Genomic DNA, 12,848 nt, shown 5'->3' with positions numbered 1-12,848 from the left:
TGGAGTGGTCTTCTTCACGCCCTGCCGTGACGTAAAGCTACTCACCCACTACGCTTCGTGAACATGAAAATTGCTTTCGTTGGGAAGGGCGGGAGCGGAAAGACGACCCTGTCCTCCCTGTTCATCCGTCATCTCGCGGCCGAGGGCGCACCGGTCGTCGCCGTGGACGCCGACATCAACCAGCACCTCGGGGCCGCGCTGGGCCTCGACGAGTCCGAGGCAGCCGCCCTTCCCGCGATGGGCGAGCACCTCCGGCTGATCAAGGACTACCTGCGCGGCGGCAACCCGCGCATCGCGTCCGCCGACACGATGATCAAGACGACACCGCCCGGCGAGGGCTCACGGCTGCTGCGGGTCCAGGAGGACAACCCGGTCTACGACGCCTGCGCGCGCCCGGTGCGGCTGGACGGCGGCACGGTCCGGCTGATGGTCACCGGCCCCTTCACCGACGCCGACCTGGGGGTCGCCTGCTACCACTCCAAGACCGGGGCCGTGGAGCTCTGCCTGAACCACCTGGTGGACGGCCCCGGCGAGTACGTCGTGGTCGACATGACGGCCGGCTCGGACTCCTTCGCCTCCGGCATGTTCACCCGCTTCGACATGACGTTCCTCGTCGCCGAGCCGACCCGGAAGGGCGTCTCCGTCTACCGCCAGTACAAGGAGTACGCACGCGACTTCGGCGTGGCGCTGAAGGTCGTCGGCAACAAGGTGCAGGGCCCGGACGACCTCGACTTCCTCCGCGCGGAGGCGGGGGACGACCTGTTGGTGACCGTGGGCCACTCGGACTGGGTACGGGCGATGGAGAAGGGCCGCCCGCCGCGGTTCGCCGCCCTGGAGGAGTCGAACCGGCTCGCCCTGCGCACGCTGCGCGAGGCCGCCGACGCGTCGTACGGGCGACGGGACTGGGAGCGGTACACGCGCCAGATGGTGCACTTCCACCTCAAGAACGCCCAGTCGTGGGGGAACGAGCGCACCGGGGCCGACCTGGCGGCGCAGGTCGACCCCGGTTTCGTGCTCGGCGAGAGCGTCACCGCCGGGGCCTGAGCTTCACTCCTTCGGTGCGGGGGAACCCGGCGCGCCCTTGGGGGCCGGGGCGGGGCCGGAGGCCGGGAAGGCCTTCCAGCCCTTCTTCGGGGCCTCGCCGACATTCAGCGAGCGCAGCTTCTCCAGGGTCGCCGGGTCTTGCGCGTCCAGCCAGTCCGCCAGTTGCCGGAAGGAGACACAGCGCACGTCGGACTTGGTGCACACCGCCTCGATGACCTCCTCGACGGCCCGCATGTAGGTGCCGCCGTTCCAGGACTCGAAGTGGTTGCCGATGATCAGGGGCGCCCTGTTGCCGTGGTAGGCGCGCTCGAAGCCCTGGAGCAGGCCGTCCCGCATCTGGTCGCCCCACATCTCGTGCTTGTCCGGGTCGCCCTGGGTGGTGGTGCCGGACTGGTTGACCATGAAGTTGTAGTCCATAGTGAGCTGCTCGAAGGAGTGCCCGGGGAAGGGCACGAGCTGCATCGACAGATCCCACAGCCCTGACTTCTTCTTGGGCCAGACCTGGTTGTTGACGCCGCTGGTGTCGTAGCGGAAGCCCAGCTCCCGGGCGGCCTTCATGAAGTTCTTCTGCCCTTCCAGGCAGGGCGTGCGGGCCCCGACGAGCTCCTTGTCGTAGTCGAAGGGCAGCGGCGCCTCGTTCTTCATGCCGGCGTTGGTCTTCCAGGTCTTCACGAATCGCTTGGCCTGGGCGATCTCCTCCTTCCACTCCTCCACCGACCACTCGCCGACCCCGCCGCCGCTGCCGCAGAAGTGGCCGTTGAAGTGGGTCCCGATCTCGTTGCCTTCGAGCCAGGCCAGCCGCAGCTGCTTCACGGTGTCGGCGATGCCCTGCCGGTCGTTGAAGCCGATGTCGGAGCGGCCCGGCGAGTGCTGCGGCGGGTGGTACAGGTCGCGCTTCTCCTCCGGCAGGAGGTACACGCCGCTCAGGAAGTACGTCATGGTCGCGTCGTTCTCCTTGGCGACCTTGCGGAAGTGGGAGAACAGCTTCTGGCTGTCCTCGCCCGCGCCGTCCCAGGAGAACACCACGAACTGCGGCGGCTTCTCGCCGGGCTTCAGCCGCTCCGGCTTCGGCAGGTGCGGCTGGGCGCCGGTGTAGGCGGTGGAGCCGTCGCCGATCAGCCGGACGACGTTCTTGGGCGCGGGGGCCGGCTGTGCCTTCTCCTGTTCCGGCCCGCCCTGCCCGCCTCCGCCGTCGGCGCCGGTTCCGCAGCCGGCGAGCGCGGCGAGGCAGACCGCTGTGATCACGGTGCCCGTGACGATCCTGTGGGTGGCGGCCATTCGCCCACCTTCTTCCTTCTCTCGGGCCGAGCTCGATGAGGCGTTGTGTGGTGCTGCGCCGGTCCATGCCGACCGCGCCGTCAACGTCGCACGGAAAGAAGAAGTGAATTAATACGACAAGCCGATGAAATGGCCGCTTCACCCTTCGGAGTGACACATGCCGCCATTTGCCCGGAAAGTCTATGCCGGTCCTTTACTCTCAATTACGATCTGTTTACCGAGAGTTGCTTCGTCCCCTCGTTTGCCCCGCTGTTCGTCCCACGTTCGTCCCACCGTTCGTCCCGCCGTTCTGGGGCCGTGCCCCACGGCCGCGACCGCTCCGCCCAAGCGGGCCCCACCCTCACGCGACCGCGCAGACCCGAAGGAGACGGGAGTCCATGTCAGCCTGCGTCCCCGCCGGCGCCACCGAGCCGGCGCACACCGAGCGAGCCCATCCTCCGCACAGCCCGCCGCCCGGCCGCCGCCGGGGCTTCCGCGTCGCGAGCGCCGACCTCTCGGCCGCCGTCGCGGTCTTCCTCATCGCCCTCCCCCTGTCCCTCGGCATCGCCCTCACCACCGGCGCGCCCCTGCAGGCCGGCCTGGTCGCCGCGGCCGTGGGCGGGCTCGTCGCCGGACGGCTCGGCGGCTCCCCGCTCCAGGTGAGCGGCCCGGCGGCGGGACTCACCGTCGTCACGGCCGACGTCATCCACCAGTACGGCTGGCGCACCACCTGCGCCGTCACCGTCCTCGCCGGCCTCGCCCAGCTCGGACTCGGCTGTCTGCGCGTGGCGCGCGGCGCCCTCGCCGTGAGCCCCGCGATCGTGCACGGCATGCTCGCCGGCATCGGCGTCACCATCGCCGTCGCCCAGGCGCACATCGTGCTCGGGGGCGAGCCGCAGAGTTCCGTGCCCGACAACCTCCGGGCGCTGCCCGCCCAGTTGGCGGGCCTCGACCCCGCCGCCCTCGCGATGAGCGTGCTGACCCTGGCCGTCCTGCTCCTCTGGCCCCGGCTGCCCGGCCGCGCCGGACACCTGCTGCGGCGGGTGCCGGCCGCCCTCGTCGCCGTCGCCGGCGCCACCGCGATCGCCGCGGCGGCCGGACTGGTGCTGCCCCTGGTGGACCTGCCGTCGTGGCGCAGCCACGCGCTGGCCGGGCTGCCCGAGGGCCCGGTGCTCGGTCTCGTCGCAGCCGTGCTGGCCACGACGCTGGTGTGCAGCGTGCAGTCGCTGCTCGGCGCGGTGGCCGTGGACAAGCTGGCGTCCGCCCGGCCCGGCGCCGGTCATGTCGTCCGCTCCGACCTGGACCGGGAACTGCTCGGTCAGGGCGCGGCCAACGTCGTCTCCGGCACCCTCGGCGGTCTGCCGGTGGCCGGCGTCGCCGTCCGCAGCACGGCGAACGTCCACGCGGGCGCCGTCAGCCGGAACTCCACGATGCTCCACGGCGTCCTGGTGGTGGCCGCCGCGCTGCTGCTGGTCCCGCTGCTGGAGCTGATCCCGCTCGCCTCGCTGGCCGCCCTGGTCATGGCGGTCGGCATCCGGATGGTGTCCCTGCACCACATCCGCACGGTGACGCGCCACCGCGAGGTCCTGGTCTACGCCGTCACCGCCCTCGGGGTGATCTCCCTCGGGGTGCTGGAGGGCGTGGCGCTCGGCATCGCCGCGGCGGTCGGCGTTGCCCTGCACCGGCTCACCCGGACCCGGATCACCCACACGGAGGAGGACGGCGTCCATCACGTCCATGTGCGCGGGCAGTTGACGTTCCTCGCGGTGCCGCGGCTCAGCCGGGCGCTGCATCTCGTGCCCCAAGGCGCCGACGCGGTGGTGGCGCTGGACGGGTCCTTCATGGACCACGCGGCGTACGAGACGCTGCAGGACTGGCAGAGCACGCACACCGCGCGCGGCGGCACCGTGGAGATCACCGGCCGGCGCACCGGAGTACGGATCGCCGAACCCGGTGCCCTCGCCTCCGGGCCGGTGCCCGACGGGGAGCCCGGCACCTCCGGCGACTGCCGCTGCCGCGCCTGGACGGCCTGGCGCAACCACCAGTGCGACCGCCCCTCCCCCGCCCCGGACGATGCCGGAGCCCGGCCGGACGAGACGCTGGAGAGCGGCGAGGCGGACCCGCGGACCGGCCGGGCCCTGAGCGCCCCGGCCCGCGGACGCACGCCGGGCGGCCGTCAACTGGCGCGCGGACTCAGCACGTTCCAGCGCCGCACGGCGCCCCTGGTGCGCGGCGAGCTGGCCCGGTTGGCGCGGGAGGGGCAGCGGCCGTCGCAGCTGTTCCTGACCTGCGCCGACTCCCGCGTGGTCACCTCGATGATCACCTCCAGCGGCCCCGGCGACCTGTTCGTGGTGCGCAACGTCGGCAATCTCGTGCCGCCGCCCGGCGCGGAGAGCGGCGACGACTCGGTGGCCGCCGCCATCGAGTACGCCGTCGACGTGCTGGCGGTGCGGTCGATCACGGTGTGCGGCCACTCGGGATGCGGCGCCATGCAGGCCCTGCTCGACTCCCGGCCCGCCTCCCCTGCCTCCCCCGCCGCCCCTGCCGCCACGCCCCTCGGACGCTGGCTGCGGCACGGCGGGCCGAGCCTGGAGCGGCTGCGTGACACCGGTGCCTCCGCGCCCCGGCTGGCCGGGCGGCCTCCCGCCGACGACGTCGAGCAGCTCTGCCTGACCAACGTGGTCCAGCAGCTGGAGCATCTGCGCGCCCACGAATCGGTCGCCCATGCGCTGAAGGAGGGGAGCCTCGAGCTGCACGGGGTGTACTTCCACGTGGGCGAGGCCCAGGCGTATCTCCTCGCCGAGCAGGAGGAGGGGAGGGTCTTCGACCGGGTACGCGACGTGGACCTGGTGGTGTGACACACGCCCGGATGTGAGAGGCGTTACACCTCTTGAACCGGGTTGCCCCCCGGCCCGTGGGAAGGGGTGTCGGGCAGCCGCACGACACGACCCTGACAGGTCTAAACCAATTTCCCGTCGACCCTTGTCAGCGTACCCCCGGGTCTGATGAGCTGTGGCCTGGGACACAACGGACACCCTGGGAAAGGCAGATGCCGTGAGCAATGAAAGCCTGGCCAACCTCCTGAAGGAGGAGCGACGCTTCGCACCCCCCGCCGACCTGGCCGCGAACGCCAACGTCACCGCGGAGGCGTATGAACAGGCCAAGGCTGACAGGCTCGGCTTCTGGGCCGAGCAGGCCCGCCGGCTGACCTGGGCCAAGGAGCCCGCCGAGACCCTCGACTGGTCGAACCCGCCGTTCGCCAAGTGGTTCCAGGACGGCGAGCTCAACGTCGCCTACAACTGCGTCGACCGGCACGTGGAGGCCGGCCACGGCGACCGGGTCGCGATCCACTTCGAGGGCGAGCCGGGCGACAGCCGCGCCATCACCTACGCCCAGCTCAAGGACGAGGTCTCCAAGGCGGCCAACGCCCTGCTGGAGCTCGGCGTCCGCAAGGGCGACCGGGTCGCCGTCTACATGCCGATGATCCCGGAGACCGCCGTCGCGATGCTGGCCTGCGCCCGCATCGGCGCCGCGCACTCCGTGGTCTTCGGCGGCTTCTCCGCCGACGCGCTCGCTACCCGCATCAAGGACGCCGACGCGCGGGTCGTCATCACCGCCGACGGCGGCTACCGGCGCGGCAAGCCCTCCGCGCTGAAGCCGGCGGTGGACGAGGCCGTCAGCCGGGTGGAGAGCATCGAGCACGTCCTCGTCGTGCGCCGCACCGGCCAGGACGTCGCCTGGACCGAGGGCCGCGACGTGTGGTGGCACGACGCGGTCGACCGGCAGAGCAGCGAGCACACCCCGGAGGCGTTCGAGGCCGAGCACCCGCTGTTCATCCTCTACACGTCGGGCACCACAGGTAAGCCGAAGGGCATCCTGCACACCTCCGGCGGCTACCTGACCCAGACGGCGTACACGCACTGGGCGGTGTTCGACCTCAAGCCGGAGACCGACGTGTACTGGTGCACGGCCGACGTCGGCTGGGTCACCGGGCACTCGTACATCGTCTACGGGCCGCTCGCCAACGGCGCCACCCAGGTCATGTACGAGGGCACGCCGGACACGCCCCACCAGGGCCGCTTCTGGGAGATCATCCAGAAGTACGGCGTGACGATCCTCTACACGGCGCCCACCGCGATCCGGACGTTCATGAAGTGGGGCGACGACATCCCCGCCAAGTTCGACCTGTCGTCGCTGCGGGTGCTCGGCTCCGTCGGCGAGCCGATCAACCCGGAGGCGTGGATCTGGTACCGCAAGAACATCGGCGCGGACCGCACCCCGGTCGTCGACACCTGGTGGCAGACCGAGACCGGCGGCATCATGATCTCCCCGCTGCCGGGCGTGACCTCCGCCAAGCCGGGCTCCGCCCAGACCCCGCTGCCCGGCATCTCCGCCACGGTGGTGGACGACGAGGCCAACGAGGTGGCCAACGGAGGCGGCGGCTACCTGGTGCTCACCGAGCCGTGGCCGTCGATGCTGCGCACCATCTGGGGCGACGACCAGCGGTTCATCGACACCTACTGGTCGCGCTTCGAGGGCAAGTACTTCGCCGGTGACGGCGCGAAGAAGGACGACGACGGCGACATCTGGCTGCTCGGCCGGGTCGACGACGTGATGCTGGTGTCCGGCCACAACATCTCCACCACGGAGGTCGAGTCCGCGCTGGTCTCCCACCCGTCGGTCGCCGAGGCGGCCGTGGTGGGCGCGGCGGACGAGACGACCGGCCAGGCGATCGTCGCCTTCGTCATCCTGCGCGGCACGGCGGCGGAGACCGAGGACCTCGTCGGCGAGCTGCGCAACCACGTGGGCGCCACCCTCGGCCCGATCGCCAAGCCGAAGCGGATCCTGCCGGTGGCCGAGCTGCCGAAGACCCGCTCCGGCAAGATCATGCGGCGTCTGCTGCGGGACGTCGCGGAGAACCGCCAGCTCGGGGACGTCACCACGCTGACGGACTCCACGGTCATGGACCTCATCCAGGCGAAGCTTCCGGCGGCGCCGAGCGAGGACTGACCGGGCACCCTGGCGGACGGGACCGTCCGTGCCCCCGCTCGTGGGGGCACGGACGGTCCCGTCCGCCGGGCGTCCGCCCTTGTGACGCGGGCCACGCCGATGCCGCTGGTGCGGCCCGTACGTCCGTTGGTTACGCTCAAGAACACAACACGCTGTCTCATGGAGCGCCGGGAAGTCTGGTCGGCACACGATTCGTGCTGCCCAGCGACCAGAGGACCACACCGTGAGCGCCCCCACCCCCACCCCCCGCAAAACCTTCGGTCCGCTCTCCCTGCCCGAGCGGAACTTCGTCGCGGAGGCCCTGCGCACCGAGACCGTCGGCGGCGTCCTGCTGCTGCTCGCCGCCGTCGCCGCACTCGTATGGGCGAACTCACCCGCGCTGGGCGACAGCTACGAGACCGTCAGCCACTGGCACTTCGGCCCCGAGTCGCTCGGGCTGAACCTGTCCGTGGCGCACTGGGCGGCCGACGGCCTGCTCGCGGTCTTCTTCTTCGTCGCCGGCGTCGAACTCAAGCGGGAACTGGTCGCCGGCGACCTGCGCGACCCCAAGGCGGCGGCGCTCCCCGTCGTGGCCGCCCTGTGCGGCATGATCGCGCCCGCGGTGGTCTACACGATCACGGCCGGTGGGGGCGGCGGCTCCCTCGCCGGCTGGGCCGTGCCCACCGCCACCGACATCGCGTTCGCGCTGGCCGTACTCGCCGTCATCGGCACCTCGCTGCCCAGCGCGCTGCGCGCCTTCCTGCTCACCCTCGCGGTCGTCGACGACCTGTTCGCGATCCTGATCATCGCGGTCTTCTTCACCGACCGGCTGAACTTCGCGGCGCTCGGCGGCGCCGTCGTCGGCCTGCTGGTCTTCTGGCTGCTGCTGCGCAAGCGGGTGCGCGGCTGGTACGTGTACGTGCCGCTGGCCCTGGTGATCTGGGGCCTGATGTACAACAGCGGCGTCCACGCCACCATCGCGGGCGTCGCGATGGGCCTGATGCTGCGCTGCCACCGCGAGGAGGGCGAGGAGCAGTCCCCCGGCGAGCACATCGAGCACCTGGTCCGGCCACTGTCCGCCGGCTTCGCCGTCCCGCTGTTCGCGCTGTTCAGCGCCGGCGTCGCGGTCTCCGGCGACGCGCTCGCCAAGGTGTTCACCCAGCCCGAGACGCTGGGCGTGGTCCTCGGTCTGGTCGTCGGCAAGACGCTCGGCATCTTCGGCGGAACCTGGCTGACGTCCCGCTTCACGCGCGCCTCGCTCAGCGACGACCTGGCCTGGCCGGACGTGTTCGCCGTGGCGACCCTCGCCGGCATCGGCTTCACCGTGTCGCTGCTCATCGGGGAGCTGGCCTTCGAGGACGACGCGACGATGACGGACAGCGTGAAGGCCGCCGTCCTCACCGGCTCACTGATCGCCACGCTCCTGGCGACCGTGCTGCTGAAGATCAGGAACGCCAAGTACCGCAGGCTGGCCGACGAGGAGGAGCGGGACGAGGACCTCGACGGCGTGCCGGACATCTACGAGCAGGACGACCCGGAGTACCACCTGCGCATGGCCCGCATCCTCGAGGAGAAGGCCGCCGAGCACAGGCGGCTCGCCAAGGAGAAGGCCGCCGCGCGAGACGCGCTTGCGGAAGTGCCGGGCGGGGCAGGCGATCGGCACGACGGTCCGGCATGATCTGACGAGACGGTACAAAAGACGGGACCGTCCCGCGCAGACACGACGGACGTACGCGAGGCGTACGGAGAAGAGGGAGACCGCGATGAGCGCACCCGACGGCAGCCCGGTCGGCGCCGAACGCAGCATCGGCCAGCTGTTCGCCACGGCGACGGCGGAGATGTCGGCGCTGGTGCACGACGAGATCGCGCTGGCGAAGGCGCAGCTCAGGCAGGACGTGAAGCGGGGCGCGACCAGCGGCGGCCTGTTCACGATGGCCGGCCTGTTGCTCCTGTTCTCCCTGCCGATGCTCAACTTCGCCCTGGCGTACGGCATCCGCACCTGGAGCGACTGGAACCTGGCGCTCTGCTTCCTGCTGTCGTTCCTGGCGAACTGCATCCTGGCGGGCCTCCTCGCCATGATCGGCGCCGTCTTCGCCAAGAAGGCCAAGAAGGGCCGCGGCCCGCAGAAGGTCGCCGCCTCGATGAAGGAGACGGCCGGCGTGCTGCAGAAGGCCAAGCCGCACCCGCGGCCGGCCCTCCCCGAGCACCGTGGCCCCGAGGCCATCGAGGCTGTGGCACGCTCGTCCTCATGACGGACCCCGCCACTCCTTCGGCGCAACCAGCCTCGGTCGTACGCCTGGACCTCCCGGACGCCCCGGGACTCGTCCACCGCGACGTCGCCGCCAACGGCGCCCGCTTCCACATCGCGGAGCTGGGCGACGGCCCGCTGGTGCTGCTGCTGCACGGCTTCCCGCAGTTCTGGTGGACCTGGCGGCACCAGCTGACCGCGCTCGCCGACGCTGGATTCCGGGCCGTCGCCATGGACCTGCGGGGTGTCGGCGGCAGCGACCGCACCCCGCGCGGCTACGACCCGGCCAACCTCGCGCTGGACATCACCGGCGTCATCCGCTCCCTGGGCGAACCGGACGCCGCGCTGGTCGGCCACGACCTGGGCGGCTACCTCGCCTGGACGGCCGCCGCGATGCGCCCCAAGCTCGTACGGCGACTCGCGGTGTCCTCGATGCCGCACCCGCGGCGCTGGCGCTCCTCGATGCTCGCCGACGCCCGGCAGACGGCCGCCCAGTCGCACATCTGGGGCTTCCAGCGGCCCTGGATCCCCGAGCGGCAGCTCACCGCGGACGACGGGGCGATGGTGGCGCGGCTCATCCAGGAGTGGTCCGGGCCGCAGCCGCCCGACGAGCAGGCCCTGGAGACCTACCGGCGGGCCATGTGCATCCCGTCCACGGCGCACTGCTCGATCGAGCCGTACCGGTGGATGGTGCGGTCGCTGGCCCGTCCTGACGGCATCCAGTTCAACCGCAGGATGAAGCGCCCGGTGCGGGTGCCGACGCTGCATCTGCACGGCTCGCTGGACCCGGTGGTGCGCACGCGCAGCGCCGCGGGCTCGGGGCAGTACGTCGAAGCGCCGTACCGCTGGCGGCTGTTCGACGGGCTGGGGCACTTCCCGCACGAGGAGGACCCGGTGACCTTCTCGACCGAGCTGATCAACTGGCTGAAGGATCCCGAGCCTGACCGGTGACGAGCCGTGCAGCCGGCGCCCGGACGGACACGTTCCGTACCGCTCGCGCCCCGCTCCGCACCGTTCCCACCCCCTCCGCCTGAACGCTTGTCCTACAAACGCCAATTGCCTGGCGCATAGGCCAATTGGCGGCCCCTCAGGCGGTTATGGACCTTGGGGCGGGGGCACACGTCCGGGTATGGGCTGGACGCACGAACTCAGTGACGCAAGCCGCAATCGCCGCTCGGCGAGCGGTGTGGGCTCCCACCAGCGAGGCGGTGCATCACAGATGGCAGCTACGGATCTCAGGGTCGGCATCCCGCGCATTCTCCGCCGCCGTGCGCGCTGGGTATCGGTCCGGCTGCGTCACCCGCGCGGCTGACGGTCCGTCCGGCCGATCCTGACGTCCGGGCAGCCCCCGGTCCGGTTCCCGCTCAGAGCGCGCACTTGTCGCTGTCCACCTCCTGGGCGGCGCTGCGGCCCCTGACGATGTCCGCGCGGATCTCGTCCACGGTCAGCGCGTATCCCGTCTGGGCGTCGTCCAGCGACTTCGCGAAGATGACGCCGTAGACCTCGCCCTCCGGTGTGAGGAGCGGGCCGCCGGAGTTGCCCTGACGGACCGTCGCGAACAGCGAGTACACGTCGCGGCGCACCGTGCCGCGGTGGTAGATGTCGGGGCCGTTGGCCGTGATGCGCCCCCGCAGCCGCGCCGCGCGGACGTCGTACGCGCCGTTCTCCGGGAAGCCGGCGACGATCGCGCTGTCCCCGCTGCTCGCGTCCTCCGTGGCGAACCGCAGCGCGGGCGCGTCCAGGTCGGGCACGTCGAGCACGGCGATGTCGCGCCGCCAGTCGTACAGGACGACCGTGGCGTCGTACGTCCGGCCCTCGCCGCCTATCTGCACGACCGGCTCGTCGACGCCGCCCACCACATGGGCGTTGGTCATGACGCGCCGGTCGTCGAAGACGAAGCCGGTGCCCTCCAGGACCTTGCCGCAGCTCGTCGCCGTGCCGGTCACCTTGACGATGGAGCGCTGCGCGCGGGCGGCGACGGGGCTGCCCGCCAGCGCCGGGTCCGGCGGACGGACGTCGGTGATGGGCTCGTTGGCGAACGGGCTGAAAACCTGCGGGAAGCCGTTCTGCGCGAGGACGGAGGAGAAGTCGGCGAACCAGATGTCGGCCTGGTCCGGCAGCGCGCGGGACACGCCCAGCAGCACCCTGGAGCCGCGCACCTCCTTGCCGAGCGTCGGCAGTGTCGTCCCGGCGAGGGCGGAGCCGATCAGCCAGGCGACCAGGAGCATCGCGACGACGTTGACGAGGGCCCCGCCGGTGGCGTCCAGCGCCCGGGCCGGGGACCAGGTGATGTACCGGCGCAGCTTGTTGCCCAGATGGGTGGTCAGGGCCTGGCCGACGGAGGCACAGACTATGACGACCACCACCGCCACGACGGCGGCGGTGGTGCCCACCTCGGCGTTGTCCGTCATCGCGTCCCAGATGACGGGCAGCGTGTAGACGGCGACCAGACCGCCCCCGAGGAAGCCGATCACCGACAGGATGCCGACGACGAAGCCCTGTCGGTAGCCGACGACGGCGAACCATACGGCGGCCACCAGCAGCAGGATGTCCAGCACGTTCACCGATTCAAGCCTCGCCTCGTCCTACGCAGCACGGCGCCCACCCTGTCACGCCCTCCAGTCCAGCGGGACCTGCTTGTCCCGATCCCAGGGGCGCTCCCAGCCCGCGAAGTGCAGCAACCGGTCGATGACCCCCGCGGTGAACCCCCACACAAGGGCCGATTCGACCAGGAATGCCGGTCCGTGGAAGCCGCTGGGATGGATCGCGGTCGCACGGTTGTCCGGGTGGGTGAGATCGGCCACGGGCACGGTGAACACCCGCGCCGTCTCGTTCGGATCGACGACGCCGACCGGGCTGGGCTCACGCCACCAGCCGAGCACGGGCGTCACGACGAAACCGCTGACGGGGATGTAGAGCTTCGGCAGCACGCCGAAGAGCTGCACGCCCGACGGGTCGAGCCCGGTCTCCTCCTCGGCCTCGCGCAGCGCCGCCCGCAGCGGTCCTTCGCCCTGCGGGTCGCCGTCCTCGGGGTCGAGGGCGCCGCCAGGGAAGGACGGCTGCCCGGCGTGCGAGCGCAGCGAACTGGCCCGCTCCATGAGCAGCAGCTCGGGACCGTGCTCGCCCTCGCCGAAGAGGATGAGGACCGCGGACTGCCGTCCCGAGCCGTCCCGCGGCGGCAGGAAGCGGCTCAGCTGCGTGGGCCGGACCGTCTCGGCGGCGCGGACCACCGGGTCCAGCCACGCGGGCAGCCCGTCCCCGCTCAGGGTCACCGGACCCCCCTGCGTCCCGCTCGCACGCGTCATGCCCA

At 71.5% G+C, this 12,848-nt stretch carries 10 protein-coding genes; 7 read left to right on the top strand and 3 right to left on the bottom strand.

Translation table 11 applies throughout. From position 1 onward, the window contains the following. The first annotated feature begins 63 nt into the window (after positions 1 to 63). On the top strand, positions 64 to 1,044 hold the full coding sequence (locus ACP7TJ_RS17585; RefSeq protein ID WP_189911096.1) for an ATP-binding protein: 981 nt from the start codon (positions 64 to 66) through the stop codon (positions 1,042 to 1,044). A 3-nt stretch (positions 1,045 to 1,047) separates the two neighbouring features. On the opposite strand, the gene ACP7TJ_RS17580 is transcribed toward ACP7TJ_RS17585, so the two are convergent. After that, positions 1,048 to 2,322: a polysaccharide deacetylase family protein gene (locus ACP7TJ_RS17580; protein WP_427763775.1), complete on the bottom strand. Its 1,275-nt coding sequence runs from the start codon at positions 2,320 to 2,322 to the stop codon at positions 1,048 to 1,050. A gap of 377 nt (positions 2,323 to 2,699) precedes the next feature. Between ACP7TJ_RS17580 and ACP7TJ_RS17575 the strand changes: the two genes are divergently transcribed. From ACP7TJ_RS17575 to ACP7TJ_RS17550, 6 genes are all read left to right on the top strand, one after another. Next, a complete protein-coding gene (locus ACP7TJ_RS17575) occupies positions 2,700 to 5,159 on the top strand; it encodes a bifunctional SulP family inorganic anion transporter/carbonic anhydrase (RefSeq protein WP_427763773.1) in 2,460 nt (819 codons plus the stop codon). 196 nt (positions 5,160 to 5,355) lie between these two features. Then, complete coding sequence (gene acs / locus ACP7TJ_RS17570; RefSeq protein ID WP_427763770.1) at positions 5,356 to 7,311, top strand: acetate--CoA ligase; 1,956 nt, start codon at positions 5,356 to 5,358, stop codon at positions 7,309 to 7,311. Between the two features lie 223 nt (positions 7,312 to 7,534). Next, positions 7,535 to 8,968: a Na+/H+ antiporter NhaA gene (gene nhaA, locus ACP7TJ_RS17565; protein ID WP_386001937.1), complete on the top strand. Its 1,434-nt coding sequence runs from the start codon at positions 7,535 to 7,537 to the stop codon at positions 8,966 to 8,968. Between the two features lie 85 nt (positions 8,969 to 9,053). After that, positions 9,054 to 9,542, top strand: coding sequence for a phage holin family protein (locus tag ACP7TJ_RS17560; protein ID WP_093764526.1), 489 nt, complete (start codon positions 9,054 to 9,056; stop codon positions 9,540 to 9,542). Next, positions 9,539 to 10,489, top strand: coding sequence for an alpha/beta fold hydrolase (locus ACP7TJ_RS17555; protein WP_189911099.1), 951 nt, complete (start codon positions 9,539 to 9,541; stop codon positions 10,487 to 10,489). The genes ACP7TJ_RS17560 and ACP7TJ_RS17555 overlap by 4 nt, the downstream gene beginning before the upstream one ends. A 178-nt stretch (positions 10,490 to 10,667) precedes the next feature. Then, a complete protein-coding gene (locus tag ACP7TJ_RS17550) occupies positions 10,668 to 10,850 on the top strand; it encodes a hypothetical protein (RefSeq protein WP_246532096.1) in 183 nt (60 codons plus the stop codon). A gap of 52 nt (positions 10,851 to 10,902) precedes the next feature. Here ACP7TJ_RS17550 and ACP7TJ_RS17545 read toward each other — a convergent pair whose 3' ends face one another. Beyond that, on the bottom strand, positions 10,903 to 12,102 hold the full coding sequence (locus tag ACP7TJ_RS17545; RefSeq protein ID WP_189911100.1) for a MarP family serine protease: 1,200 nt from the start codon (positions 12,100 to 12,102) through the stop codon (positions 10,903 to 10,905). A 45-nt stretch (positions 12,103 to 12,147) separates the two neighbouring features. Continuing rightward, on the bottom strand, positions 12,148 to 12,843 hold the full coding sequence (locus ACP7TJ_RS17540; RefSeq protein ID WP_093764665.1) for an NUDIX hydrolase: 696 nt from the start codon (positions 12,841 to 12,843) through the stop codon (positions 12,148 to 12,150). Positions 12,844 to 12,848 lie beyond the last annotated feature (5 nt).

This window comes from Streptomyces sp. DSM 41931 (assembly GCF_050271085.1).
GTDB classification, from domain to species: Bacteria; Actinomycetota; Actinomycetes; order Streptomycetales; family Streptomycetaceae; genus Streptomyces; species Streptomyces albogriseolus.
This window is presented reverse-complemented; position numbering and strand designations above follow the sequence as displayed.

Coding starts and splice junctions, on each gene's coding strand:
- ACP7TJ_RS17555 (WP_189911099.1), top strand. CDS start 9,539: ATGACGGACCCCGCCACTCCTTCGGCGCAACCAGCCTCGGTCGTACGC.
- ACP7TJ_RS17550 (WP_246532096.1), top strand. CDS start 10,668: ATGGGCTGGACGCACGAACTCAGTGACGCAAGCCGCAATCGCCGCTCG.
- ACP7TJ_RS17560 (WP_093764526.1), top strand. CDS start 9,054: ATGAGCGCACCCGACGGCAGCCCGGTCGGCGCCGAACGCAGCATCGGC.
- ACP7TJ_RS17580 (WP_427763775.1), bottom strand. CDS start 2,322: ATGGCCGCCACCCACAGGATCGTCACGGGCACCGTGATCACAGCGGTC.
- ACP7TJ_RS17585 (WP_189911096.1), top strand. CDS start 64: ATGAAAATTGCTTTCGTTGGGAAGGGCGGGAGCGGAAAGACGACCCTG.
- ACP7TJ_RS17540 (WP_093764665.1), bottom strand. CDS start 12,843: ATGACGCGTGCGAGCGGGACGCAGGGGGGTCCGGTGACCCTGAGCGGG.
- ACP7TJ_RS17575 (WP_427763773.1), top strand. CDS start 2,700: ATGTCAGCCTGCGTCCCCGCCGGCGCCACCGAGCCGGCGCACACCGAG.